Source organism: Rhodococcus sp. USK10, assembly GCF_019378875.1.
Lineage (GTDB): Bacteria > Actinomycetota > Actinomycetes > Mycobacteriales > Mycobacteriaceae > Rhodococcus_F > Rhodococcus_F pseudokoreensis.
Genome location: NZ_CP076048.1, coordinates 257862 through 283237 on the forward strand (window position 1 = coordinate 257862; position 25376 = coordinate 283237).

General features: G+C 66.4%; 22 protein-coding genes and 2 pseudogenes. 13 read left to right on the forward strand and 11 right to left on the reverse strand.

What is annotated here, in order from left to right:
- Positions 1-33: 33 nt before the first annotated feature.
- Complete coding sequence (locus I1A62_RS08045; RefSeq protein WP_124393776.1) at positions 34-771, reverse strand: FadR/GntR family transcriptional regulator; 738 nt, start codon at positions 769-771, stop codon at positions 34-36.
- A gap of 210 nt (positions 772-981) precedes the next feature.
- On the opposite strand from I1A62_RS08045, the gene I1A62_RS08050 reads away from it, so the two are divergent.
- From I1A62_RS08050 to I1A62_RS08060, 3 genes are read left to right on the forward strand one after another with little or no spacing between them, the layout of a single operon-like run.
- Entirely contained in the window at positions 982-2583 is a 1602-nt protein-coding gene (locus tag I1A62_RS08050) for a bifunctional 3-(3-hydroxy-phenyl)propionate/3-hydroxycinnamic acid hydroxylase (RefSeq protein WP_124393775.1), read from the forward strand.
- 24 nt (positions 2584-2607) lie between these two features.
- On the forward strand, positions 2608-3489 hold the full coding sequence (locus tag I1A62_RS08055) for a fumarylacetoacetate hydrolase family protein (protein ID WP_219458448.1): 882 nt from the start codon (positions 2608-2610) through the stop codon (positions 3487-3489).
- Positions 3490-3501: 12 nt separating this feature from the next.
- Positions 3502-4428 (forward strand): VOC family protein, encoded by a 927-nt coding sequence (locus tag I1A62_RS08060; protein ID WP_219458449.1) that lies wholly within the window; start codon positions 3502-3504, stop codon positions 4426-4428.
- A 134-nt stretch (positions 4429-4562) separates the two neighbouring features.
- On the opposite strand, the gene I1A62_RS08065 is transcribed toward I1A62_RS08060, so the two are convergent.
- A complete protein-coding gene (locus tag I1A62_RS08065) occupies positions 4563-5018 on the reverse strand; it encodes a hypothetical protein (RefSeq protein ID WP_219458450.1) in 456 nt (151 codons plus the stop codon).
- Positions 5019-5050: 32 nt separating this feature from the next.
- Positions 5051-6283, reverse strand: coding sequence for a DUF6745 domain-containing protein (locus I1A62_RS08070; RefSeq protein WP_219461107.1), 1233 nt, complete (start codon positions 6281-6283; stop codon positions 5051-5053).
- A gap of 247 nt (positions 6284-6530) precedes the next feature.
- On the opposite strand from I1A62_RS08070, the gene I1A62_RS08075 reads away from it, so the two are divergent.
- The 3 genes from I1A62_RS08075 to I1A62_RS08085 all read left to right on the forward strand — a co-directional run bounded on the left by I1A62_RS08075 (position 6531) and on the right by I1A62_RS08085 (position 8515).
- Positions 6531-7148, forward strand: a complete 618-nt coding sequence (locus I1A62_RS08075) for an FHA domain-containing protein (protein ID WP_124393770.1) — start codon at positions 6531-6533, stop codon at positions 7146-7148.
- A gap of 123 nt (positions 7149-7271) precedes the next feature.
- Positions 7272-7691 carry a hypothetical protein gene (locus I1A62_RS08080; RefSeq protein ID WP_219458451.1) on the forward strand — a complete coding sequence of 140 codons (420 nt, stop codon included), beginning with the start codon at positions 7272-7274 and terminating at the stop codon, positions 7689-7691.
- A gap of 119 nt (positions 7692-7810) precedes the next feature.
- Positions 7811-8515 (forward strand): hypothetical protein, encoded by a 705-nt coding sequence (locus I1A62_RS08085; RefSeq protein WP_219458452.1) that lies wholly within the window; start codon positions 7811-7813, stop codon positions 8513-8515.
- A gap of 31 nt (positions 8516-8546) precedes the next feature.
- On the opposite strand, the pseudogene I1A62_RS08090 reads toward I1A62_RS08085, so the two are convergent.
- From I1A62_RS08090 to I1A62_RS08100, 3 genes and pseudogenes are all read right to left on the reverse strand, one after another.
- Positions 8547-10560 (reverse strand): annotated as a pseudogene (locus I1A62_RS08090) (TerD family protein).
- 304 nt (positions 10561-10864) lie between these two features.
- On the reverse strand, positions 10865-11440 hold the full coding sequence (locus I1A62_RS08095) for a TetR/AcrR family transcriptional regulator (protein WP_206011310.1): 576 nt from the start codon (positions 11438-11440) through the stop codon (positions 10865-10867).
- A gap of 67 nt (positions 11441-11507) precedes the next feature.
- Positions 11508-12629, reverse strand: coding sequence for an agmatine/peptidylarginine deiminase (locus I1A62_RS08100; RefSeq protein WP_219458453.1), 1122 nt, complete (start codon positions 12627-12629; stop codon positions 11508-11510).
- A gap of 151 nt (positions 12630-12780) precedes the next feature.
- Between I1A62_RS08100 and I1A62_RS46215 the strand changes: the two are divergent.
- Positions 12781-13171 (forward strand): annotated as a pseudogene (locus I1A62_RS46215) (protein kinase); the annotation flags it as partial.
- A gap of 248 nt (positions 13172-13419) precedes the next feature.
- On the opposite strand, the gene I1A62_RS08105 reads toward I1A62_RS46215, so the two are convergent.
- From I1A62_RS08105 to I1A62_RS08115, 3 genes are read right to left on the reverse strand one after another with little or no spacing between them, the layout of a single operon-like run.
- Positions 13420-14442: a glutamate ABC transporter substrate-binding protein gene (locus tag I1A62_RS08105; RefSeq protein ID WP_124393765.1), complete on the reverse strand. Its 1023-nt coding sequence runs from the start codon at positions 14440-14442 to the stop codon at positions 13420-13422.
- Positions 14442-15884, reverse strand: a complete 1443-nt coding sequence (locus I1A62_RS08110) for a hypothetical protein (RefSeq protein ID WP_124393764.1) — start codon at positions 15882-15884, stop codon at positions 14442-14444. Before I1A62_RS08110 ends, I1A62_RS08105 begins: the two co-directional genes overlap by 1 nt.
- Positions 15885-15902: 18 nt before the next feature.
- Entirely contained in the window at positions 15903-16940 is a 1038-nt protein-coding gene (locus tag I1A62_RS08115; protein WP_219458454.1) for a LacI family DNA-binding transcriptional regulator, read from the reverse strand.
- Positions 16941-17324: 384 nt separating this feature from the next.
- Between I1A62_RS08115 and I1A62_RS08120 the strand changes: the two genes are divergently transcribed.
- From I1A62_RS08120 to I1A62_RS08135, 4 genes are all read left to right on the forward strand, one after another.
- On the forward strand, positions 17325-18512 hold the full coding sequence (locus tag I1A62_RS08120; protein WP_124393762.1) for a Gfo/Idh/MocA family protein: 1188 nt from the start codon (positions 17325-17327) through the stop codon (positions 18510-18512).
- A gap of 33 nt (positions 18513-18545) precedes the next feature.
- Positions 18546-19502, forward strand: a complete 957-nt coding sequence (locus I1A62_RS08125; RefSeq protein ID WP_124393761.1) for a sugar phosphate isomerase/epimerase — start codon at positions 18546-18548, stop codon at positions 19500-19502.
- 171 nt (positions 19503-19673) lie between these two features.
- Positions 19674-21098, forward strand: a complete 1425-nt coding sequence (locus I1A62_RS08130; protein ID WP_219458455.1) for a sugar porter family MFS transporter — start codon at positions 19674-19676, stop codon at positions 21096-21098.
- 38 nt (positions 21099-21136) lie between these two features.
- Positions 21137-22147, forward strand: coding sequence for a substrate-binding domain-containing protein (locus I1A62_RS08135; protein ID WP_124393759.1), 1011 nt, complete (start codon positions 21137-21139; stop codon positions 22145-22147).
- Between the two features lie 43 nt (positions 22148-22190).
- Here the strand turns inward: I1A62_RS08135 and I1A62_RS08140 are convergent, their stop codons facing one another.
- A complete protein-coding gene (locus I1A62_RS08140) occupies positions 22191-22325 on the reverse strand; it encodes a hypothetical protein (protein ID WP_257890726.1) in 135 nt (44 codons plus the stop codon).
- 325 nt (positions 22326-22650) lie between these two features.
- Between I1A62_RS08140 and I1A62_RS08145 the strand changes: the two genes are divergently transcribed.
- The gene (locus tag I1A62_RS08145; RefSeq protein WP_206011299.1) at positions 22651-23523 is read left to right on the forward strand and encodes a hypothetical protein; all 873 of its coding nucleotides are present in this window, start codon (positions 22651-22653) and stop codon (positions 23521-23523) included.
- A gap of 39 nt (positions 23524-23562) precedes the next feature.
- The gene (locus tag I1A62_RS08150; RefSeq protein ID WP_219458456.1) at positions 23563-24459 is read left to right on the forward strand and encodes an SDR family oxidoreductase; all 897 of its coding nucleotides are present in this window, start codon (positions 23563-23565) and stop codon (positions 24457-24459) included.
- 40 nt (positions 24460-24499) lie between these two features.
- Here the strand turns inward: I1A62_RS08150 and I1A62_RS08155 are convergent, their stop codons facing one another.
- A complete protein-coding gene (locus tag I1A62_RS08155; RefSeq protein WP_219458457.1) occupies positions 24500-25243 on the reverse strand; it encodes a Clp protease N-terminal domain-containing protein in 744 nt (247 codons plus the stop codon).
- Positions 25244-25376 lie beyond the last annotated feature (133 nt).

The window sequence follows — 25376 nt, forward strand, 5'->3', positions numbered from 1 at the left end:
ACCCTAATTTCCGCGGCGTCCCGGTACTCGGCATCAGGCCGTGTGGACGCGCGCGGCCTCGGGTTCGTGTTGTGTTGTGTTGTGCGCATGGATGAGTCGGAGGGCCGCGTCCCGGTCACGGCGATCCAGTGCGTCGACGAGATCGACGTGCAGTTGCTGTCGTTCGGCGATGTATTCCGGCAACGGTCTGTCTCCGGCCGGTTCGACGGAGACGGTGTGGGATTCGATCAGATCGAGGACGCTCAGGTAGATCGACTTCAGGATTGCGTTGGGGCTCACTCGGGCGATGGCGGCGTGCAGTTCCCAGTTGGCTCGCACGAATCCCGTCGCGTCGCCGGCCTCGGCGGTCTGCCGCATGACGTCGAGCGCGGCGCGCATACGAGTGATGTCGACAGCCGAACTGTGGTCGAGTGCGTCCTCGATGAGCAGTGGGTCGAGAGCGTCACGGATGCGTACGGCATCGGCGACGTCTCCTTCTGCGGCATCGAGGGAGAGGATCGAGTTCCCGAGACGCGCGATGGGGGTGGGTGATGCGGCGAAGAGTCCCCCACCGGGTCCCGACCGGACGGTGATCACCCCGCGCGATTGCAGAATGCGCAGAGCTTCGTTGAAGGTGCCCTTCGCGACACCGCACTGTTCCTGAAGTTCCTTCTTCGTGCCGAGGCGGGCACCGTGCGGCGCCTGCTCCGCGAGTTGACCGATGGCCAGCGCAGCTTGCTCGGTCCGGCTCAGAGATGCGTCCATCATCATCCGCTGCGCGAGATCGGTCATCGTGTCCTCGTTTCGTCGTGCCCACCGCCGCTTCATCGCCGAGAGCCGGGCCAACGCTGATTCTACCGTATTGAGCATGCTCGATACGGATTGATTGGGTCGAGTCTCTTGACATGCGGCACGGGTCACAGCATGCTGTGTCTATTGAACATGCTCAATAGGGCTCAATTGACGTCCTATTGCACTCGTACCCGAGGAAGAGCAACGAACATGCAGGACAACACCCACGATGTCGTGATCGTCGGCGCCGGGCCCGTAGGACTGGCGCTGGGACGGATGCTCGGCCTGCGCGGCCACGACGTGGTGATCGTCGAACGCTGGCCGGAGCCGTACCCACTCCCGAGGGCCGTCCATTTCGACGACGAGATCGGCCGTGTCTTCCAATCGATGCGCCTGACCGAGGAGGTCGAGTCGATCTCCGAGGCGGTGCCCGACTGTTACGAATGGCGCAATGCGGCGGGAGAGGCGCTGGTGCGGATCGACTGGTCCGGGAACGGCCCGAACGGCTGGCCGACAGCGAGCTTCTTCTCCCAGCCGCAGCTCGAGAAGGTGCTGGCCGAGGCAGTGGCCACGATGCCGAACGTCACTCTGTTGCGCGGCGCCGAAGTGGTCGGAATCGACGAGGGCGCAGACGACGTCGTGGTGACGTTCACCAGCACGATCGTCAAGCAGCGGCAGGTGCGAGCACGTTTCGTCGTCGGCTGCGACGGCGCGAACAGCTTCGTCCGTGAGCGCATGGGTGCGACCATGCACGACGAGGGCTTCTTCTTCGACTGGCTGATCGTCGACACCATTCCGCTCGACGACTGCGAGTGGGCGCCACAGAACTGGCAGCTGTGCGATCCCGCCCGACCGACCACGGTCGTGTCGGGTGGACCGGGGCGTCGGCGATGGGAGTTCATGCGGCTGCCCGGCGAGACGAGAGAAGAACTGAACACGCCGGAGAAGGCATGGGAGTTGCTCCGAGAGTGGGACCGGACGCCGGAGAACAGCGAACTCGAGCGTCACGCCGTCTACACGTTCGCCGCGCGGTGGGCGGACCGGTGGAACTCCGGCCGCCTCGCGATCGCCGGTGACGCCGCGCACCAGATGCCTCCCTTCGCCGGGCAGGGCATGTGCTCGGGCATCCGCGACGCAGCCAATCTGTCGTGGAAGCTCGATCGCGTCCTGCGCGGAGAATCCGACCTCGCATTGCTCGATTCGTACTCGTCCGAACGAAACGTGCACCTGCAGCACGCGGTCACGATGTCGGTCGAACTCGGGCGGGTCATCTGCGTCCTCGACATGGAGAAGGCCACGGAACGCGACGTCCGCATGATTGACGGCGGCGCCGACCCCGCGAAGGTCCTACCGGTCACTGCCCTTCCCGTCCTCGGAGACGGCGTCACCGCGCAGGACACTCACGGCGGCGCGCTGCGCGGGACCCTCGCACCGCAGTTTCCGGTGCGGATCGGCGCCCACAGCGACCTCCTCGACGAGGTCACCGGCTTCGGTTCGGTCCTGCTGGTACTCGGCGACACCGATGTCGCGCACTCGGACCCGACACTGCAGCGGCTCCTCGCCGGCACCGGAGTACGGCTGAAGACCGTCGAGGAGTCCGGAGCACCGGATCTGCTCGACGCGACCGGTCGATGGACTCGGTGGTTCCGTGGACAGAACATCAGCGCGGTGCTCGTCCGGCCGGATCACTACATCTTCGGCGCCGTCACCGACAACACCCAACTGACGGATCTGCTCAGCGAATACCGCAACCGACTGCAGATCCTCGACCCATCCCCCACCAGTCTCCACCCCGCATCCACCACCGTTTGACCTCACTCCAGGAGAACCCCTTTCATGCGTATCGCCAATATCGACCATCGTGCCGCCCTCGTCCTCGGAGAGAAGGGTGCCGAGCGGGCCGTCGACATCGCCCACGCCTCCCACGGCCGGTTCGGCCCGAGCCTGCAGGCCCTCTACGAAGCCTGGGACGACGTCACCGAATGGGCCGCAGTCCAGGACCTCTCGGCTCTGGCCGACGACAGCTTCCCGATCGACCGCACCCGGTTGGGTGCACCCTCGCCGGCTCCCCGGCAGGTGTTCGCCGTCGGCCTGAACTACCACGCCCACGCCGCCGAATCCGGCTTCGAATCCCCCACCCACCTGCCGCCGGTGTTCACCAAGTACGCCTCCAGCTTCACCGGCCCCGACAGCGACGTGATCATCCCCACCGGCGGCAACGTCGACTGGGAGGTCGAACTCGTCGCCGTCATCGGCCGCGAAGCCGGCAACATCGACGCCGCCGACGCCTGGGCGCACGTCGCCGGGCTCACCGCCGGACAGGACATCTCCGAACGGATCACCCAGACCCGTGGCCCCGCACCACAATTCGGTCTCGGCAAATCCTTCGCCGGGTTCTCCCCGCAAGGACCGTGGCTGGTCACCCCCGAGGAGTTCGCCGACCCCGACGACCTCGAACTCGGCTGCACCATCGACGGCGAGGAAATGCAGAAGGGCCGCACCCGCGACCTGATCTTCCCCGTCTCGAAACTCGTCGCCACCCTCTCGCACACCGTCACCCTGTACCCCGGCGACGTGATCTTCACCGGCACCCCCGCCGGCGTCGGTGTCGGCCGCGAACCGCAACGGTTCCTGCAGGCCGGCGAGACACTCGACAGCTGGATCGACGGCATCGGCGAGCTGCACCAGCGTTTCGTCGCCGAACCCGACGCGCAGTAAGGACACCACGCCATGGCACTACACGGACTCGGCAAGGTCACCATCGGCGTCCCCAACGTCGACGACACCATCGCCTACTACTCCGACTTCGGACTCGAGCACCGCGGACGCGGGGTGTTCGCCACCCGCAACGGCGGCGAACAACTCCACATCGTGCACGCACCGACCCGGCGGCTGGTCGAGCTGACCGTCGCCGCCGACGACCCCGACGACATCACCGCCATCACCGCGCGGCTGACCAGGCTCGGTCTGGCGATCCAGCACGACGGCACCTCCGTCAGCGCCGTCGAACCGATCACCGGCACGGTGGTGCACGTGGCGGTGCGACCCCGGATCGTGATCGAGCCCGCGGTGTCGCCGACGCCGTACAACGGTCCGGGCCGGATCGATCGCTGGGGACGGGCCCCGTTCCTCACCCGCACCGACCCGGTACGCCCCCGCAAACTCGGCCACGCGGTACTCGGGTCCACCGACCTCGAAACCACCATGAAGTTCTTCACCGACGGCCTCGGATTCAAGGTCAGCGACTACATGGGCGACAAGGCCGCGTTCCTGCGCTGCTCCGTCGAACACCACAACGTCCTCGTCATGGCCGCACCGGTGAACTTCATGCACCACACCAGCTGGCAGGTCGACGACGTCGACGAGGTCGGCCGCGGCGCCCACACCATGCTCGAGAACAACCCCGAACGCCACATCTGGGGACTCGGCCGCCACCACGCCGGCGCGAACTTCTTCTGGTACCTCAAGGACCCGGCCGGGAACTTCTCCGAGTACTACTCCGACATGGACACCGTCCCCGAAGACGAACTCTGGTCCCCGGAAGTGCTGCACGGACTCCAAGGCCTCTACGCCTGGGGACCACCGCCGCCCCCGTCGTTCCTCGAACCCGACGACCTCGCAGCCCTCATGACCGGAACGCATTCCGCGAAGGGGTGAGCGCAGGCTTCGTCGACATCGAGAGGGTTCTGCGATGGACTCGGACACATTGCCACCACGCGCACGCGTCGGCAGGACCGCGGCGCGGCGTGCCCTGCGCGACGGGAAGAGCCGAGTCGGACAAATCCCGGACGTCAATCGACGACGAAGTGCGTCCGCTCGAAGAACCGCCCGACGCCCCGTTCCCGCTGGCGTCCGATGACATACCGACCAGGGGCGATGCCGGTGGCTCCGTGCTCGGGGTGGATGAGGTAGGCGGTAACGCGGGTGTCGAGGATGCCGAGCGCGAGGCGCCGGGGGTCGTTCACCGGTGTCGACCACATGCACATGCCTTCGTCGGCGACGAGGCTGTGCGGGTTTCCGCCCGCAGCGCTCCGCAGCAATTCCACTCCCGACAGCGGTACGTTCTCCGACCGCGTCCATGGGCCGGGCGTGACAATATCGGCAACAAGCGAATACGGGACTACGATGAGGTCGCCCTGTGCCTGCATACCGTCGATGACGGGTACCGATACTTCCTGGTCGAGATAGTCGAAGACATCGAGGCCTGTGAGGGCCGTGAGATCGGACAGGGTCATGATCGAATTCATGCGAATCACCTCTGGAGTTCCGGGTTTCGGTTTCAGGTTCGACGAACGAGAAGGGCGTAGTCGGTGCCGTTGATGCCGTAGGTCCACGCGGCGGCATCCAACGCCGACGAAATCCGAGTCGGCACATAGATCCCGTATCGTCGCCGACGTCCGTCGCGTTCGGGAGAACCATTGACGGCGAGCAGGATGTGATCGCTGCGGCCCCAGCCGTCCGATATCACGTAAAGCTGCAGCGTGTGACCGACATTGCCGGGATCATCGGCTCGGTCGATCAGCGCGAGCCCGGCCTCGTCGATGTAGGTGTCCCATCCGATGCGCTCGATCGCGCATCGGCGGACCTCGACATTACGTTCGCGTGCGATGCGTTCGACAGTCGGCTCGAGCACGACCCAGTCGGGCACGATGGCCCCGTGATGCACGAAAAGCAAATGACCGTCCTCGAATTCGAGCGCAGGCGCATCCGGGTGGTGCAATCGGCGTTCGTTGTGTACACGGCCCGGTATGGGCTCGGTATGAAGGGCGGTGGGGCGTTCCGCCATCACGCACACGTTGTCGAACGCCCACCACCACCCGGTCGCGCCGGTCAGGGCGGTATGGAGGTCGAGTAGCTCGACGTCGTCGGAGCGGAACCTGGCGAGCCCGAACCGGCGGTACGTGTCGTAGAACGCGACCCGATGTGCTTCTTGCTGTCCATACCAGCTCACCCCTCCGACGACGGCGGGCATCAATGTTCGTATCGCAGCCGCGACCCCGTCGAAAAGGCTCGTGCGCAACGAATCCCACACGGCGGCTCGGATGATTGCATTCGGACTGATGCCTACGCGGGCAGAGTCGTCGGGCGACTGGGCTCGCGCGGTCTCGATCGCCCGGCGTTCGTGCGGCCAGTCGGATCTCCCTCGGGCGATCAGTGTGTCCATGCGTCTGCGCGATTCCGACAGCATGGTTGCTATTCGAACGGAGACGCACTCGACGCGGTCGCCGGCAAACGACAGCGTCGTCGCCAACCCCTCGACGGCGATGAGGTCCGAACCGGCTGGGGGTGACGGCACCCAGACGAACCCCGGTTCGCGGAATCCTGATCGCCGATACAGTGTTTCGACGGCCGATTCCGCTGTTGTGCGATCGGAGGGCCAGGCGCGCAACCCGTGCCCGAGCCATGCGTCACGCACAGCTCCGACACCGGACATGCATTCGGCGGAGGGATCATTGTTATCGGGGAATGTCGCTCGGCGTGCAGCCACCGGGCGAAGCGGCGCGGTGCTCACGCGATTGTGGCGGAGTCCGCCTTTCCAATAGTCATGCATATGAGCGTGGCACGCGAATGCCCCGAGCGCAAGGCCTCCGGCTGACACCCCGATCTGTCGCGGTCCGTACCACTCGCCGACTCGATCCCGGGGTGGCCGGACACCACCCCCAGGGGGTCTAACACGGCCCGCCCCTTCGCGCCACGATGGAGGAACCTGAATCGACAACACCGCACAGACCGCCAGAAGGCCGAAAGGGGAGTTCCCAGTGACGAACTCTGTTCTCTCGTACACCGACCGCGGGCGTACCGACGAGATGACTCTCATCCCGGACCACTCCCCGATCGTCATCGGCCGCTCCTCGTACGCCGACCTGTCGCTGCCGACCGACCCGGACATCTCCCGCCTACACGCCACCATCGAACGCATCGGAATCCACTGGACCATCACCGACGACGGCCTCTCCCGTAACGGCACCTTCGTCAACGGCACCCGCTTGCAAGGGCGCCAGACTCTGCACCCCGGAGACGTCATCCAAGTCGGCGAGAGCATGCTCACCTACCACGGGGAGCCGGGTACGGACTGCGGCGTCACCCACATCGGGAACACCATCGACGTCGACATCGTTCTCACACCCGCCCAGCGCACTGTCCTCACCGAACTGTGCCGGCCGTTCCACGACGGCACCGACCATCCCATCCCGGCTTCGAACCGCCAGATTGCCGACGCTCTGCACCTGAGCACCGAAACCGTCAAGACCCATCTCCGTGCCCTCTTCAGCACATTCGAGATCGAGGACCTCCCTCAGAATCAGAAACGCTCCCGACTCGTCTCCCTCGCCCTCAGCAACGGCGTCCTCGAGGCGCGCGGTCCCGACGACTTCTGACGGCAAGAAGGGTCTGGGGTTCCAGGCCGAAGGGGGTCGACTTCCAGCCCTGGGATGCGTTTCGGTGCGCGGAGCTCCGGCGAATCCTGTTGTTGCCAACAACGTCTATCCAGCGAGGAATCCATGGATCCGATCATCGTGATTGTCGGTGGCGCGGTGGGCGCCGTCGTGCCGCTCTGGCTGATCAAGAGCGGTCGCAGCCCAAGCCTGGCCGCGAAACGTGAGGTGTCGACGGCGATCAGCAACCGCGCGCTGCCACCGAACGCAGACATCGGGTCGTGGCGAACGCGACTGATCGAGAACCGGCAGTCGGTCGCCCGCGGCCGCTGGGTAATGCTTGCTGCTGGCCTCATCATGTCATTTGTCACGCTCACCGACTTCGCCGACGAGGGTGGCTCACTCCTGACATGGCTGTTCGCCGGGTCGGCTGCTTTGTTACTTGCCGACGCGTTCGGGATGCATCGCCAGGTGAAGCGAGCCGATGCTCTACTCGCGGCGATCAGCGCAGGGCCAACTGGAACAAGGAATTCCAGCGCTGGTTGAATGGACACTCGCATTCGGCGTTCGGTCGTACGGCAGCAATCGCCAATACACTGTGCCCGCAAGTACGCTCGCCGATCTCGGCGGGGCCGATACTTGCGGGACAAGGAGGACGCATTCGCATGCGACGCGTCGTACGGGCCTTCTGGGGGCCGCGGCCGGAGCCGGTCGAAGCGCTGGCGGGGCGATGGCGGCTGACGTTGGAACAGGTTTCGCGGCTGCTGCCGGAAGCCGCGTCGCCGGCAGGAGGCGCGTGGCGGCAGGTGCACGCGTCGGGACCGGATACCGCGTGTGCGCCGGATGAGCTGACGGCGGTTCTTCTGGTCGCGCAGGAGGCGGAGGCGTGGTCGGATCTGACGGGCACCGGGTTGCGGTTGGTCTGCACCGGTGAGGCCGGGTGGTCGGTCGAACTCTCCGGCGTGGCCGGGGGTACCCCGCAGTTTCTGCTGCAGTCGCTGGTGATGGGTGTCGACGCGCCCGACGGTGCCGTCGTCCCCGAATCCGAACTGCTCGCGATGCTCGCGTCGGTGTGGGAACCGGATTTCGGCGACGTCACCGACGACGACCTTCTCGATGTCCTCGAGGACGACGCCGGATTCGTAGTCGGCGATCCTGTCGTCGGCCGGTTCGGTTACCTGTGCCCGGCCCGGGCCGCCCTGATACCCGACGGCCTCGAGGCGAGCCGTCGGGCTGTTCCGGACGGCGGCGTGCTTCTGCACATCGCCGCGTCAGGTGAGATCGACCCGGTGGTTCGCGCGTACGAACGGCTGCGCGGCGCCGGCGCACTCGCGCCGCTCCCACGGCCGCTGGACCGGCCGACGCTGTGAGCTCGAGGTCCCACCACATGTCGGCCGACCGCTATTCGTCTTCGGGTTCTGCACTCCTCGGCTGCTCGGTCTGCTTGGGTGCAGCCGGCACCCATTCCCGTAATTGCTGCACCACCGTCCCGTAGAACGCGTCCGCCGAGGACGTCACGCTGCTGATGAAACTCGTCGCCGTTCCCGACCTTCGACCACCCATCGGGAATGACTGCTCGAGGCAGAAGGACACGATGTCCCCGGACCTGCCGGCGTGAGCACTTTCGGATCGGCCCGCACCGCCGCGATGTGCTCGCAGGCTTCGTTCCCTCGCTCCGAGAACACCGCCTCCACCTGCACATCACCGGGGGCATCCTTCAGTTGCTTGAGCAGCCACGACAGCCGGCGACCGGAGGTTCCCTCGTTCGGCGCCTCGACCGTGGTGCGGCAGCGGATCTTGTTGGTCCGCACATCCGCGATCACCACGAGATCACCGGCAGTCTCCGGGATCCGCAGGACCGCCTCGAACACGCCGTCGGCCGCCAACCGCTCGGCAACCGCCGCGTTGCGGGCCACCGGATCGGTACTGTGCCTGCGCGGCAGGACGTGTTTGACGGTGACCCCCAACTCGGCGGTCAGGCGCAGGGCGAGATGCCGGGACAGAGACACCCAGGTGTCGGCCACCGTGAGGGCTTTCTGGTCGCCGGCGCGCAGAGTGCCCGCGGTGACCGCGTCGCGGACCGTGACCCAGTGCCGGCCCATGTCGACGAACTCAACTGCCCCTGAACGTGGATGATCGAGGTACCGCAAGAACTCGGCAAGGACCCACGCCTGCAGATCGTCGTCGATTCCGCCGTGGGACAGCAACATCCGTGCCTCATGTGCCACTTCCGCCCACGACAGGTGCCGTAGGGCGACCTTGGCGAGCTTGCGCCGGTCGACCTCCACCGGCAACTCCCCCGCGCTGGCCGGGACGTCGTTCGACAGGCTCACCACCACGTCGTACTTCTTCTTCCGAGCCACGTCGAGATAGTTCTCGAGTTGCTCCTTCTTCAACTTGCCGCTGCCGGTCTTGACCTCGAGCAGACCGGTCCACACCCTGCTACCGCGGGAAACCTTCAGGACGGCATCGGGAATCACCTTCGTCTCGCCCCGCTCGTACGGCACCTCCACGTAACCCTCGAAGTGCCCGTGGGAGCCCCCACCCGGGCACACACCGCACGTGCGAACGGACGCACCGCCTGCATCGTCGCGATCAGTGCGGACGTGGCACGCCGCTCCTGCTCCTCACCCGCGCCGACACCTACGACCGAGAACAACCGCGCCGGCTGCCAGGTGTCCTGTTCGGCGAGACCGAATACGAGCGGCTTCGACTTCTTCACCGCCCGCTTGGTGGTGCGGACACCCCGGGTCGTCGCTTTCCGTGGTGCGACCGGTGTGGTGGGCAGTTCGGGCACCAACTGCGGGGTGTCGGAGTCGGCCGTCACCGCTACGTCAGGATTCTCACGATCGGATGGCGCGTCGGCGGGTGCGGGATCTGGGTCGTCGTCGATGTCGACTCCGAAATCCGTGGCCAACCCCGCCAGCCCGGAGTCCCAGCCTTGCCCGACCGCCCGAACCTTCCAGTCGCCGTTGCGGCGATACACCTCGCCGAACACGAATGCCGACTCGGTGGTGGCATCGGCAGTGACGTACTCCGCCAACGTGTGCCCGGCGCCGTCGACGACCCGGAGGGCGAGTTTGCCGAGATCACCGAACTGGCCGGCAGCGACACTGCCTGCGAGGGCAACGGTGTGGACATCGTCCGGCACGGCGGACAGATCGATCGCGATCCTCGCCTGGGCACCCTCCTCGGTGCCGCTCGTGCCCAGGAACCGAATCGATCCGTCGGTCGACTCCGGCTGGTTGTAGAACACGAAATCGGCGTCGGAGCGCACCTTCCCGTCCGCGTTCAGCAGCAACGCGGACGCGTCGACCTCGACTTCCGACTCGGTCCACCCGAGCACCACGTCGATCTGCTCCACATCCGCGGGCAGGGACAGGTTCTGCCCCTTGGACAGCATCGGAAACTCCACCGCAACCACCTTCGTTCGACCCGGAACCGCAACGACCCGCGCGGCCGGACAGCGCCCGTGCCGACAACCGAACTCCGTCGCATCAACTGCGCATACTAATCGGTTCGTTTCGCCCACGGACACCACCTGGCAAACATCGTGTCGCCGCGGATAACCGCTGTCTCAGCAGGTCGACAAGATCCCGCGGTCGGGTGTCAGCTGTGTGAATGACATTGCGGAACAGCCGAAATGAAAAGAGGTACGGGACCGAAGAACGGGACCCAGGAGCACGCGCACACCGGTCGGCGGATGCGTTTCGGCACCGTCAGGGCCGGGGTCCGAGTTCTGCCGTGATCGCTCCGGCGGCGAGCTGCTGGGCCCGTTCGAGGGTGATGGATCCACTGAGCCAGCGTTCGCTCAACCCCTCGATGAGGGCGGTGAGTCGTTCGGCGGCATCGGCGGGGTCGGCGTCCGGGTCGGCCAGTTCGGCGGCCTGCGCCTTGACGATGAGGGTCTCGACATCCGTTGCCCAGGCGCGGGTCGCGTCGCGGAGTTGGTCGCGGAGGTCTTCGTCGAAGATTGCGGTGGCCCGGAGTTCGCCCCAGGCGATGCTGTTTTCACGGACGGAGGGGGTGTTCTGAATTTCGAGCAGGAGCGTCTGCTCGAGCTGGGTCCGAGGGTTCGTCGAGGCAAGGGCCTCCGTTGTGTAGCGCTCGGCCCGCTCGTTGATGTGCTCGAGGGCGCGGCGCAGCACACCTGCCCGGTCCTGGAAGTGGTAGTAGATCAGGGCGGTCGAGACCCCGGCCTCGGCGGCGAGCTTCTCGATCCGCAGCCCGCGCACACCACTTTGCGCGATCACACGGACGGCTGCTTCCAGAATCAACGTCTGACGTTCGGACACGGAACCTCACTTTACGGGAAGGCGGCGGTGCGGCCGCCGCGGAGACCTCGGTTGCCGCAGCGCGCGATCAGCCCGCGGGCTCTTGCTGGGTAGTGCAGTGAATTCCGCCGCTGCCGGCGGCGATGGCGTCGATGTCGATCTGCACCACACGACGGTCGGGGAAGAGTCGTTCGAGTACCTGCCTGGCGGCCTTGTCCGCCACGGGGTCGCCGAACTCGGGGGCGATCACGGCGCCGTTGCAGACGTAGAAGTTGATGTAGCCGGCCGCGAAATCGTCCGATTCGAATGCGGGGCGGACGGAACCCGGCGCCTCGAGTACCACGACTTCGAGCGGGCGGCCTTGCGCGTCCACTGCCGTCTCGAGGATCTCGAGGTGGCGGGTGGTCACGTCGTGGTCGAACGATTCCGGATCCGGATCGTACCCGGCGACGACCACGCCGGGGCGGGCGAAGCGGGCGTAGAAGTCGGTGTGGCCGTCGGTGATGTCCTTTCCCGCGATCCCGGGCAGCCAGATGATCTTGTCGAGCCCGAGCAGCGGTCCCAGTTCGGCCTCGACGTCCGCCTTGGACCATCCGGGGTTGCGGTTGTTGTTGAGCACGCAGCTTTCGGTGATGATGGCGGTTCCTTCGCCGTCGACCTCGATGCCGCCGCCTTCGAGGATGAGGTCCGTGGGCAACGATTCGACGCCGGCGTGGCGTGTCACGACGTCCGCCACTCCCGCGTCCCGGTCGAAGTCCTGCTTTTCGCCCCAGCCGTTGAAGTTGAAGTTGACCCCCACCCTTGCTCCGTTGCCCTCGACGAACACGGGGCCGGTGTCGCGCATCCAGAGGTCGTCGAGCGGGGCCGTTACCAGTTCGACGGCGGGGCCGACGAGCTCGCGCGCGAGGTCGAGTTCCTCCTCGCGCACCAGCATCGAGACGGGCTCGAATTGCGCGATCGTCTGGGCGATGGTGGCCAGATTGCGGCGGACCTCGGGTAGCAGCTCGGCTCCCCAGATCTCCTCGCTCGCCCCGAACGCCATCCAGGTCCGCTTGTGCGGTTCCCCCTCCTCGGGCATTCGCCACATCCGCTGATCATCCTCATCGGCACTGCTGCCACCTTCGAGGTAGGACACCGGGTCGGTACAGGCAGCTACCAGCAGCCCACCGACCGCGGCCAGTCCCGACTGGATGAAGCGCCGTCTGAGCATCACTTCGTTTTCCCCCTTTTCCTCGCATTGCAACCCCGGTCCAGCCGGAAGCCAACTGCGACCATACTTTCCTGACTAACTTTTTAGTTAGTTGTGTGTGCCCAGGACGCCCCCACGCGAAGCAGCCACGACGATGCGGTGACGGCACTTCCGGATGGCCGGTGCCCTGGAGACCGCCCACCGCCTCGAGATCCTGCGCCGCGACGTCGAACCGGGCAACATCCTCATCACCGACTTCGGCATCGCCCGGATCGCAGGCGGGTTCGAGACCACCGCCGGCGTGGTGACGGGATCGCCAGCTTGTTCACCGCCCCGCCTCCGAACCCGTTCCCGACCCCCGGGAGCACGGCATTGCCGAGGACGTCAGCGCCATCATCGAATGCGCGATGGCAGGCGCCCCAGAAAGCCGTCCCACCGCCACCGAACTCGGAGAGCAGCTCCGAGCATCGCAACGTCTTCATCGATTTCCCGTCGACGAGCTGGCACTGCGCACCGGACCTGGAGCCATGCGCCGGAGGGATCAGGTGCGCGCGGCCGACCCGCAGCCCAGCCCGGAGATGGCGAAAGGCTGTGGGTGATCGGGTGGTACGCCATTGTTCAGGGCGATATCGCGACCTCGAAGCAGTATTTGCTGGAATCCACCGCCGTCGCGGAGTCGGTCGGTGATCGCGTCTCCGAGGCGTATACGCTTCAGTTCCGGGGCGCCGCGGAGGAGATCGACGGCAATCTCGACATCGCGTTGGATCTTCTCACCGCCGCCATGTCACAGCACGCCGAATTGCGTTGTCGCTCAGTCTCGATAGGTAGCCGGGGGTGGGCCTGCGATCGGCCCGAGCGAACCGGCGAGCCACCGGTCGTACAGGCGCATCCACGTGCCGTCCGCGCGCATGCGGTCGAGGGTGCCGTTGACGAACCGCACCAGGTCGTCCTTGTACTTGTTGACACCGATCCCCCAGTGCTCTTCGTCCTCCATCGGTGGTCCCACGATCTGAAAATGCGGGTCCTGGGACACGAGGCCGGCCAGGAGCGAGTCGGAGGTGCTGGTCGCGTCGGCTTGCCGTTTCTGCATGGTGACGAGGCAGTCGTCCCAATCGGGGACGGCGACGATCGTGGCCTCCGGCGCGACCCGTTGGACGGTGGGAAGCGACGTGGTGTCGACGAAGGTGCAGACCCGTTTTCCGGCCAGGTCCGCCGGCCCCGTGATGTCGGAACCCCGCGGAACCATGATTCGCTGAAAAGCGCGGAAGTACTCGGTGGAGAAGGCGACGCGCTGGGCACGTTCGCACGTGATCGCGGTGGCGTGAACGACGACGTCGACATCGTTGTGCTCGAGTGCCGTGAAACGGCCGGCCGAGGTGAGCAGCCGGAATTCGACTTTCGTCGGATCCCCGAAGATGTCCTTGGTGATTTCCTTCGCCACGTCGATGTCGAAGCCCTGCAGGGTGCCCGTGGTCGGGTCGCGGAAGCTGAACGGGTTCGTGTTCTGGTCGACACCGACGATCAACCGGCCGCGCGCCGCGATCTCGGCGAGTGACCCACCGGGCGGCATCTGTCCCGGAGGAGGCTGCGGGCCGGGCCGCAGGCTCGCGAGCGCTCCGCACGACTCGGGGGACGGTCCTGCAGGCGGCGGATTGTTCGTGGGTGGGATGATCTGCGCACCGTTCGTCATCGGTCGTGTGGTGTACGTGCCCGCGACCGTCGGGGTGAGTGGGTCGGGTGCTGCGCAGCCGGCGAGGACGACCACAGCGAGAATGCCGACCAGGTGCCGAACACACGGCCTCGCCCCCGGTCTCGAAATCCTCGTCTGCGTCATCAGTGGTACTCGTTCAGTCGCGGCCAGATACCCCCGCCGACGGCGAATCCGCAGGACACGCCAATAATCATGCTACCGACCGCCAAGGATGACATCGACCGGTAGGCGTCGGTCACCGCGCTTGCCTCGTCGTCCCGAAGTCGGTCGATCGCGTTCTGCAGGGCCTCGTCCATGGCCGCGAACTTCGCCGCCGACGTGCCGGAGCCGGACCCGGCGGCGATCGCCGCGGCGGTCGGGTAGTCACCGCGCTCGAGGGCGATCTCGATGTCCCGGTGCGCGGCCAGCCAGCCGTCGCGGGCCGCAATGGCGTCGCGGAGGTCGTCCGCGGCGACGTCACCGTGCGAGCTGTCCAGCTGCCGGGTGAGTTCGTCGGACAACGCCTGGGAGTGCCGCGTGTAATCGATCTCCGATTGGGTGTCGGCCCCGCGCTGCAGGAGGGCGAGGGTCTCGTCGGCGCGGGCCTGCTGCGCCAGAATACGAGCGCGGGCAACAGTGTTGATGGGTTGTGTTCCTTCGGTTCTCGCGTGTTCACTCGCCGACGTCGACACCAGGCTTCCGGCGATCAGCCAGATCAGCAGCCCCGCCATGAGCAGGGTCGCGACAGCGAGACCGGGGTTGAACCGGCGCTTGCTCTTCCGCACCACGTACAGCTGGGCGAGGACGAGCGCGACGAGCGCGGCCGCGGTCACCGTGAACGCGGTCGCGGGAAGTTGGGCCGTGTGTGTCTGGGTCTCGGCGACCGCGTCGGACTGACGGACATACAGCTGCTCCGCCAACGGGAGGATGGTGTCCTGCATGAGCGCGGAGGCATCCGACAGATATGCCACCCCGACCGGGTTGCCGGCCCGATCGTTCGCCTGAGCCGTGGCGACGAGATTGAAGTACTCGGCCAGGTTGCGCACGACGTCCGACAACAGTGCCAGCGATTCGGCATCCTGGGACGACACCCCGTTGGTCGCGGTGACCAGCGCGTTCGACGCGTCCCCCACCGCCTGCGTGAACTGCTCCGCGCCGATACCCGACTCGCCACCGGAGATGAACGATGTCGTAGCGGCGGCATCGGCGATCGACAGCGAGCTGTAGAGGGCCTGGGCGGCGTTCGCCAACGGCTCGGTGTGGGTGCGCAGCACCTCGACTCGCTGTTGCCGCGCGCCGACCGCCGCCGACGTGAGCACGCCGGCGGCGATGACCACGGCGATGAGCGCGACCCCCAGCACGGTCAGCCGTCCGGGCGTGGACGTGAGGAATTCGACCCACGGGCGGCGACCTTCGGGCTCGACGAGCAGATCCTCGTCGAGCGTCGGGGTTTCGGTGACGACGTGGTCGCCGCGGTGGAACATCCGGCCCTCCTGCACCGCCGCCCGCGATTCCGGTTGAGCACCGATCCGGGCGGCGTGGCTGAGTCCAGTGTGCACCGAAGGTAGTGGTCGACGGACCGACATGACGGTCGTCGGTTGCGCTCAATCGGAGCGTGCAGGTGAAGCCGAGGTCCTGCGGGGAAGCAGGGTCGGGTCGAGCAGGCTGACCGTACGCGCGGCGTCCGGTTCCTCGATACGAGCGACGAGCTTCTGCACGGCGAGTTTGCCCATCTCGACATAGTTGTTGTCCACACTCGTCAGGCCGATGTAGCCGGTCCGGGCGAGATAGCTGTTGTCGTAGCCGACCACACTGAGATCTGCCGGGACCGACAACCCCAGCTCCACGGCATGCGACATGGTGATCAGTGCGGCGTAATCGTTGTTGGCGAGAATCGCCGTGGGCCGGGGCCGCGATGTCATCAACGCCCGGGCCGCGCGCGTATCGCCCGCTTCGCTGCGATCACTGATCTCGATCTGAATGTGCTCGGCGAGCCCGTTTCGGTGCATCTCCTCGCGGTACCCGTCGGTGCGCAGGTCAGCCGCGCGTCCCGTTCCGGCGAGGTGAGCGATGCGGGTGTGGCCGAGTTCGACGAGATGCGCAACAGCCCGCGCCGCGCCGGCACGGTCGTCGCCGGTCACCACGTCCACGCACGGCAGATCGGGCTCCCGGCCGGAGACGACGACTGTCGGCAGATTCCGTGCCGTAGACAGCAACTGTTCGGTCGGGGGCACGGTCCCGAGGCAGAGCAGCCCATCGACGCGGGCTTCGACGAACGCATCGAGCACGGACGTGTCGGTCTCGAGTTGATGATCCTCGGCCAGGAAGAGATTGAGCCCCCGCGCCGACAACTCGGTCCGCGTAGAGGCCAGCAGATCGATGAACCAGGGATTGCGCAGGTCACTGAGAAGCGCGCCCACCGTGAAGGTGCGCTTCTGCGCCAGCGATCGGGCCGCAGCGTTCGGGCGATACCCCAACTCCTCGACGGCGCCCAACACCGCGGCACGCTTGGCGGCGCTCACCCCGGACTTGCCACGCAGGACCACGGACACCAACGATTTCGACACGCCGGCCCGACTCGCCACGTCGAAGATCGTCGGCCGGGCCGCGCGGACGTCGGCCGAGGGTTCGCTGTCGGTCACGGAACCACCACTCCCCTTCTGCGGCATCCGGGGTCACAGCACTGCGTCCGAGACGTCGCCGAGCAAGCATAGCAACTATGGAGCGTTCCACAACGGGAACCAGCATTCCGCTCTCCCCCGCCGCACCTCTGCGGCCGCGGCGCCCCCGAACAATCACGCCCGCGCAAGATCGACACCTCTACCAGTTCGGGGTATATCCGCACTTAAACGCCTGGTAAAACACTCCCCGCTCCCCCTGAGGCCATGCATGGAAATCTGCAACACTCTTGACAGCACGATGTGACCGTCGTTACCTTTTGCCGTGTGGAGCGTTCCACAATCAATTCGGATCGGTCGGGATTGCCCTCCGCTTCCGTGTTCAGCCAGAGAAAGCGAGATCGTTCGATGTCCCCACAGCAGAAGATCCGAGTGGCGCTCGTGGGCGCCGGTGCCGCAGGCCAGGCGCATGCCTTCGGGTTCCGCAACGTCTCGATGGCGAGCGGGCTCGACACCGTCCAGATCGACTTGGCCGTAGTCGTCGACCCGAACGTCGAACTGGCGCGTCGCACGGCCGCCCGCTACGGGTACGCCGAGGCCACGGCAGACCTGCAGAAGGTCCTCGACGACCCGACGATCGACGCAATCTCGGTTGCACTTCCCAACAGCGTGCACGCCGACGTGCTGCCGGCCATCCTGCGCTCGGGAAAGCATGTCCTGACGGAGAAGCCGATCGGACGCGGCTCCGCGGAAGCAACCGAACTGGTAGCGCTGGCCGAACAGTCCCCGGCCGTGACGGGAGTCGGCTTCTCGTTCCGGCGCCTGCCCGGCCTGGCGGCGGTACACGACCTGGTCGCCGACGGCGCAATCGGCACCGTCCACAACTTCACCGCCTGGTACAACGCAGACTACGGTTCCTCCCCGCAGACCCCGTTCAGCTGGCGATACGCCAAGGACACCGCCGGTGCGGGCGCACTGATCGACATCGGAACCCACGCGATCGACACGGTGCAGTACGTGGTCGGCCCCATCCGCCGGGTGCTGTCGGCAACCCTGCGGACCGCCATCGACCGCCGTCCCGTCCCCGGTACCGGCGAGTCCGCCGTAGTCGACACGGACGACATCGCATTGCTGACAGTCGAACTCGAAAGCGGCGCAGTCGGCCAGATCCGCGTCAATCGGATCGCGACCGGAATCCCCAACTCCCTGGGTATCGAGGTTCACGGCTCCGAGGGGCATGCTCGGTTCGACTCCATCGCCGCCGGTGAGTTCCACGTTCACATCGCCGAAGGACCGGCAGCGCTGTCAGGCGCCCGCCGCGTCTTCACCAGCCCGGCACATCCCTACTTCTCCGATGTGGCGGCGATGCCCGGCGGCGGCGTCGGTACCGGATACGCCGAGGCGTTCGTCGCCGAGATCCAGCACTTCGTGCGGTGCATTCTCGCCCGGACCCCGATGGACACCAGTTTCCCTTCCGCCTACCGCGTGATGCTCACGGTCGACGCTGCCCAGCGGGCAGCCGAGACAGGAACCGCCGTCTCCCTCGACGAGGTCGACACCACGTTGGCGCTCAGCTCCAGCCCTGCCCTCGCCTGACCCGAAGTACACCGACCTGAAAAGGACGCCGTTATGACCTCACCCGATCTCGCCGCTGCAACAGCGGCCCGGCCCGACCCCGCGTTCTCGCGACTGAGCCTCGGCACCGCCCCCGACTCCTGGGGCATCTGGTTTCCCGACGACCCCAAGCAACCGCACTGGAGCACATTTCTCGACGAGGTCGTCGAGGCCGGCTTCAACACCATCGAACTCGGCCCGTACGGCTATCTGCCCACCCACCCCGAACAGTTGAAAGACGAACTCGGACAACGCGGATTGACATTGACCGGCGGCACTGTCGGCACGGCGCTGCACCACGGCGAGGAGGCCTTCGAGAACGGCCGCAAGGACGCCTTCGCAGTCTGCGAACTACTCTCTGCGATGGACGTTCACCACTTGGTCGTGCTGCCCGAGCAGTACACCGACCTGCACACGGGAGCACTCACCCAACCTTCCGAATTGACCGCCGAGCAGTGGCGTGACCTCGTCGACGGACATTCGAGGCTCGGCCGCCTCGTGGCGGAGGAATTCGCGGTGCGGGCCGGCTTCCACCCGCACGTCGACACCCACGTCGACACCCAGGCATTCATCGAGAAGTTCCTCGACGACACCGATCCCGAGACCGTGTCGCTGTGCCTGGACACCGGACACGTCTCGTATTGCTCGGGCGACAACCGCGAGATCATCAGCCGCTACCCCGACCGCATCAGCTACATCCACCTCAAGCAGGTCGACCCCGGGGTGGCCGCCCAGGCCCGCACCGATCGCGTCGGGTTCTACGAGGCCGTCCAGCGCGGCGCCATGGTCGAACCGCCGCTCGGTGTGCCCACCATGGAACCGCTGCTGCGTGACCTCGCCGCGCTGGGCCGAGATCTGCGACTGATCATCGAGCAGGACATGTACCCCGCCCCGCCCGGCAGTGCGAAGGCCATCGCCGTCCGCACCCGCGAATATTTCGCCGGCATCGGCCTGCCGCCGGCCGTGCGATAGGTCCCGTCCCGCCGGCACCACCGACTTCGGCGCGCGGGAGCCTGTCCTCCCTGTTTCCGCGCGCCGAACGCACGTCCACGCCCGCGTGTCGTGATCGCCCGATCGGACACTCCATCTGCAACTGATCGTCGGCCCCGGAATGCCGGGCCGCGATGAATCGGAGACCGCACGATGAATACCACCCCCACTCTGACCTCCCCCGTCGTACTCCCACCCGACAGACCAGGTCCGCACACGAGGCGGCTCGGCGTGGTCACGGTGGTCGCGTCGTTCGGTGGCCTGCTGTTCGGCTACGACACCGGCGTGATCAACGGCGCCGGCGACCCGATGAAGACAGACCTCGGGCTGAGTCCGCTCAGCGAGGGTTTCGTCGTGAGCATCCTGATCTTCGGGGCCGCCTTCGGCGCGTTGGTCGGCGGCCGACTCTCCGACCGTCACGGACGCCGCCACAACCTCCTCATGCTGTCCTGCATCTTCATCATCGGGACCCTCGGATGTGTGTTCGCCCCGACCTGGCCCGCCCTCGCGGCGTTCCGCTTCGTCCTCGGGTTCGCCGTCGGCGGTGCCTCGGCAACGGTTCCGGTCTATCTCGCCGAACTCGTGCCGGCCGAGCGACGCGGCAGCCTCGTCTCCCGCAACGAGATCATGATCGTCGGCGGAGTGTTCGCGGCATTCATCGTCAACGCCGTCATCATGCGTACCTGGGGACACCACCACAACGTCTGGCGCTACATGCTCGCTGTCTCGGTCCTGCCGGCGTTCGCGCTGCTGATCGGCATGCTGAGGATGCCGGAAAGCCCGCGATGGCTCACCTCCCGTGGTCGTGACGGCGAGGCCCTCGACGTACTGCGACAGGTGCGCTCGCCCGAACGGGCCGACGCCGAGATCGCCGAGGTGCATGCCCTCGCCGAAGAGGAGCAGATTCTGCACACGGGCGGGTGGCGCGACCTCGCCGTGCCGTGGATCCGCCGCCTGGTGATCGTCGGCGCCGTCCTCGGAATTGTTCAGCAGTTCACCGGGATCAACTCGATCATGTACTACGGCACGCAATTACTGCAGACGGCGGGATTCTCGAGCGGCGGCGCGATCATCGCCAACACCGCTAACGGGCTGTTCAGCATGCTCGGCATCATCGTCGGAGTCCTGCTCATCAACAGAGTCGACCGCCGCACCATGCTCATCGGCGGACTATCCCTGATCGTGACGTTCCACGTGCTCGTCGGCACCTCCGCACTGCTGCTGCCCGACAACGCGATCAAGCCCTACATCATTCTGGTGTTCGTGGTGCTCTTCGTGTTCTCCATGCAGGGCACCCTCGGTCCTCTGGTCTGGCTGATGCTCGCCGAGATGTTTCCGCTCAAGCTCCGCAGCTTCGCGATGGGACTGTCCGTATTCGTGCTGTGGGTCGCCGACGCCGTCGTCACATTCGGCTTTCCGCCGCTCGTGTCCGCGCTCGGCATCGCACAAACGTTCTTCGTCTTCGCCGGAATCGGTGTACTCGGGATCGTCTTCGTCGCCACCATGGTTCCTGAGACCCGTGGCAAATCCCTCGAGGAGTTCGAAGACGAGTTCCGAAGCGCCCACGCCCGTCGCTGACCACCCGACCCGACTGCTCACGAACGAGGAGACCCGATATGAGCTCTGCCCAGAGGCATCGCCGCCTCACCACACTCGCCACTGCTGCACTTGCGGCCGCGGCCCTGCTTACCGCGTCCTGCTCGAGCACCGGCGGAAAACCCGCAGATACCGGTAGCGGGATCTCGGCCGGAACCGCCGACACCCCCGTGGCGACGATCGCGATGATCACGCACGGCGTTCCCGGCAACGCCTTCTGGGACCTGATCCGCAAGGGCGCCGAAACCGCCGCGGCCAAGGACAACATCGAACTGCGCTACTCCTCCGACCCGCAGGCCCCCAACCAGGTCAACCTCGTCCAATCCGCGATCGACAGCAAGGTCGACGGGATCGCACTCACTCTGGCCAAACCTGACGCCGTGGGCCCGTCGGTCCGCGCCGCCGAGAACGCCGGGATCCCCCTCGTCGGCTTCAACGCCGGATACGACGCCTGGCGGGACCTCGGCGTTCAGCAGTACTTCGGTCAGGACGAAACCCTCTCCGGCCAAACCGCCGGCAAACGTCTCGCCGCTGAGGACGCCCGCAGAACGCTCTGCATCAACCACGAACAGGGCAACGTCTCCCTCGAAGCCCGCTGCGCGGGTGTAGCGCAGGGTCTATCGGGCGGCAACACCGAAGTTCTCAATGTCAACAGCCAAGACATGACATCCGTCGAGGCGTCCATCACCGCCAAGCTCCAACAGGACCCTACGATCGACCATGTCGTGGCGCTCGATGCCGCCATCGCCCTCACTGCCGTGCAGTCCAAAGAGACAGCCGGTAGCGACGCCACCATCGTCACGTTCGACACCAACGCCGACCTCGTCAAGGCCATCCAGGCCGGCGACGTCGAATGGGCCATCGACCAACAGCCGTTCCTGCAGGGCTATCTCGCGGTCGACTCCCTCTGGCTGTACCTGAACAACGGCAACACCATCGGCGGCGGGCTGCCCGTACTCACAGGCCCGGCGTTCATCGACCGGACGAACATCGACTCCGTCGCCGAGTACGCCGCCAACGGCACACGCTGAGTCCGAGACCCGCGCCCCGTGATCCAGCCCTCGATGCACCCCGTCACACACCGAGTAGCAGGACCCCGGTCATCAGCAGAGCAACGACCTTCACAACTTCCAGACCGATGTAGACGTAGTGCGCGTGAGAACGCGGGACGTCCTCGCCGGCGAGGACGTGGTCGGGTCGACGCGTCAACCGAGATCGCGACGACCATCCCCAGCCAGATGAACGTCACCGCGATCGAGACGGAAAGAGCTGCGGCCATCTGTTCCTCCCCTTCGTCCTGCTCCCGCCGGTGCGGCGGGTACATTTCGCGGAAGCATCGAATCTGTTGGGAGGAGAGAGGATATCGCGGTCGAGCACGTGGTTCGCGGGTCAACCTCAGGATCAAAGAATTCGACATCTGCGCTGCCCACAGAGCGAGACAGCGCACCGCGGTGACGGTGCGACTACCCCCACTGTCCAGTTTCGACTCGTCCTGCCCTTTCCTCCCAGACCGGTCGGGTCCGACAATGGGACGGTGAGTTCGCGAGGTTCCGCCGCAGACTGGGCGCTCGGCCAGGTCCACGCCGTGCGTGACGATCCTGATGCCCGCCTCGAGCTGAGCGCCCGGACGTATCACGGTCCGGTGGGCAACGCACCGCGGCATTTGCCGTTTCGACGTGCAGCGCTGTCGTTCATGCGCTGGCAGGTCGGCCGCGGTGTGCTCGCCGCGATCGACGCGACGCCACCAGGCAGTCCCTGGTGGCGGGCCGTCAATGAGCGACTGTTGCGCGACGGGTGCGAGGCCGTCGCCCGGAGCGGCGGAATGGGAGGGAGGCCGTCATCGCACGCGGTCGACCTGTGGATGCTGTTCGTTGCCGATCCGACCGCACGCACCTGGTACCGGGCCCACAACGCAAGCATCGCGTCCGCCTATCTCGACCATCGCGACCTCGCCGACACCGAGAGCCGTCCCGAGCGCTTCTTTCTCAACGTCGTGCTGCTCCGCGTTCTCTTCGCCCATGCCTTGGTCGCGGCGCCACGTCTGGCGCTCGGGCGGCTCGCGCCGGCAGGACCCCTGCTCGGCGATCCGCGACTGTCGATGACCGGGATCTTCCTTTCCCTCTCGCGGGTTCTCCCCGACCGATATCCACTCGGAGACGACGTCGCTGCGTACGTCGCCGCCGAGCACAACCTCGGCGAGATGCTGGACTACGGCCTGATAGGACCGCGCCTGCAGCAGCTGTACGAATGGTCGGCGGACGAGCTCGACGAACCGCGGCTGCTCGACTGTATTCGCGACGGCAGCCCGATCTATGCCTGGTCGTACACCGATCGCGACGTGTGGCATCCGGCGCGACCGCCCGCAGCGATCCGCGCGGTTCGGCGCTTCGTACCGGCTCGCCGGTAGTTGTCTCTGCAGACCGGGAATGACGAAAGGGATACGAGAATGGCCGACCAGTACGCCCGGCAGGATCCCACCACGCAGTACCCCGATCCCGACCGCGAGCATCAACCGGAGATACCGCACCCGGGACTGACCGCGGACATGGTGTCCACGCCGGACCACGGTGAGAAGACCTATCGGGGCAGCGGCCGCCTCGAGGGCCGTCGTGCCCTGATCACCGGCGCGGATTCGGGCATCGGACGGGCCGTGGCGCTCGCGTTCGCCCGTGAGGGCGCGGACGTGGTGGTCAGCTGCCTCGACGCCGAGGAGTCCGATGCACGGGAGACCGTCCGACTGTTGAACGAGGCCGGGCAGCGAGGCGTCGTTGCAACCGGGGACATCACGTCGGAGGACCACTGCCAGACTCTCGTGGACCTGACGGTGCGGGAACTCGACGGCCTCGACATCCTCGTGAACAACGCGGCGTTGCAGATGGTCCAAACGGGTGGCATCGCCGACATCACCACCGAGCAGTTCGACCGCGTCCTGCGGACGAACCTCTACGCACTGTTCTGGCTGTGCAAGAAGTCCGTCGCGGTCATGGAACCGGGATCGACCATCGTGAACACGTCGTCGATCCAGGGCATGAATCCCTCCCCCGGCCTGCTCGACTACGCCACCACCAAGGCGGCGATCATCAACTTCACCAAGGGACTGGCCGCCGATGTGGCGAAACGGGGAATACGGGTCAACGCCGTGGCACCGGGCCCCATCTGGACGCCGCTGATCCCCGCGACCATGCCCGCCGACGGCTACCGGAATTTCGGCGACGACGTGCCGCTGGGCCGGCCCGGCCAGCCGGCCGAACTTGCTCCCGCGTACGTGTTCCTCGCGTCGAACGAATCCAGTTACGTCACCGGGGAAGTGCTCGGCGTCACCGGGGGCATTCCCTTCACGTGAGCACCGTGGTGACCGGCGTGCGACCGCACTCCGAGCGAGTTCACTCCTTGGTCTGGGCGGCGACGATGGCGGCGAGACTGGCCGCGATGTTCTCCTCGACGGCGGCTTTGTCGACACCCAGTCCGGCGAGCACACCGACCCCGTCCTCGACCTCGAGCAGGGCGAGCAAAATGTGCTCGGTTCCGATGTAGTTGTGCCCCAGCCGAAGTGCCTCACGGAAGGTCAGTTCGAGTGCTTTGCGTGACTGGGCGTCGAACGGGATGAGTGCGGGTAAATCCTCGACGGCAGGAGGCAACGTCGCGGTCGCGGCGTGGCGGACCGTGTCCAGATTCACGCCCTGTGCGGCGATCGCCCGGGCCCCGAGCCCGTCGGGGTCGGTCAGGAGTCCGAGGACGAGATGCTGAGGCAGGATCTCGGCGTTACTTGCGGCCCTGGCCTCGTTCTGCGCGACGACCACGACCTGCCGTGCGCGCGGAGTGAATCGGCTGAATCCCTGATTCGGATCGAGGTCGGAGGCCTGCCCAGGGTCCTTGGGGACGAACCGCTTCTGCGCGGCCTGCTTGGTGACCCCCATACTTTTGCCGATTTCGGTCCACGACGCCCCCGACCGCCGGGCCTGGTCGACGAAGTGACCGATGAGGTGGTCCGCGAGTTCGCCGAGGTGTTCGGCGGCGAGAACCGCGTCGGTGAGTTGCTCGAGCGGGGCCTCCGAGTGCACCTTCTTGATCGCGTCGATGAGGTCGTCGAGGCGGATGGGCGGGGTGACGGGCGTTGAATTCTCCATGCGTCAACCCTAAGTTGACGGCCGTACATCGTCAACCCTAGGTTGTCGATCGAAGCATTCACACGATCCGCAACGGGAGGGCAATGAGCGACGGGCCGTCTGCTACTTTGATGGCTAGCAGATCTAGGGATAG

Coding starts and splice junctions, on each gene's coding strand:
- I1A62_RS08120 (WP_124393762.1), top strand. CDS start 17,325: ATGTCCCCACAGCAGAAGATCCGAGTGGCGCTCGTGGGCGCCGGTGCC.
- I1A62_RS08100 (WP_219458453.1), bottom strand. CDS start 12,629: ATGCTCAGACGGCGCTTCATCCAGTCGGGACTGGCCGCGGTCGGTGGG.
- I1A62_RS08135 (WP_124393759.1), top strand. CDS start 21,137: ATGAGCTCTGCCCAGAGGCATCGCCGCCTCACCACACTCGCCACTGCT.
- I1A62_RS08065 (WP_219458450.1), bottom strand. CDS start 5,018: ATGAATTCGATCATGACCCTGTCCGATCTCACGGCCCTCACAGGCCTC.
- I1A62_RS08050 (WP_124393775.1), top strand. CDS start 982: ATGCAGGACAACACCCACGATGTCGTGATCGTCGGCGCCGGGCCCGTA.
- I1A62_RS08155 (WP_219458457.1), bottom strand. CDS start 25,243: ATGGAGAATTCAACGCCCGTCACCCCGCCCATCCGCCTCGACGACCTC.
- I1A62_RS08150 (WP_219458456.1), top strand. CDS start 23,563: ATGGCCGACCAGTACGCCCGGCAGGATCCCACCACGCAGTACCCCGAT.
- I1A62_RS08105 (WP_124393765.1), bottom strand. CDS start 14,442: ATGACGCAGACGAGGATTTCGAGACCGGGGGCGAGGCCGTGTGTTCGG.
- I1A62_RS08045 (WP_124393776.1), bottom strand. CDS start 771: ATGACCGATCTCGCGCAGCGGATGATGATGGACGCATCTCTGAGCCGG.
- I1A62_RS08085 (WP_219458452.1), top strand. CDS start 7,811: ATGCGACGCGTCGTACGGGCCTTCTGGGGGCCGCGGCCGGAGCCGGTC.
- I1A62_RS08080 (WP_219458451.1), top strand. CDS start 7,272: ATGGATCCGATCATCGTGATTGTCGGTGGCGCGGTGGGCGCCGTCGTG.
- I1A62_RS08055 (WP_219458448.1), top strand. CDS start 2,608: ATGCGTATCGCCAATATCGACCATCGTGCCGCCCTCGTCCTCGGAGAG.
- I1A62_RS08130 (WP_219458455.1), top strand. CDS start 19,674: ATGAATACCACCCCCACTCTGACCTCCCCCGTCGTACTCCCACCCGAC.
- I1A62_RS08125 (WP_124393761.1), top strand. CDS start 18,546: ATGACCTCACCCGATCTCGCCGCTGCAACAGCGGCCCGGCCCGACCCC.
- I1A62_RS08110 (WP_124393764.1), bottom strand. CDS start 15,884: ATGTCGGTCCGTCGACCACTACCTTCGGTGCACACTGGACTCAGCCAC.
- I1A62_RS08060 (WP_219458449.1), top strand. CDS start 3,502: ATGGCACTACACGGACTCGGCAAGGTCACCATCGGCGTCCCCAACGTC.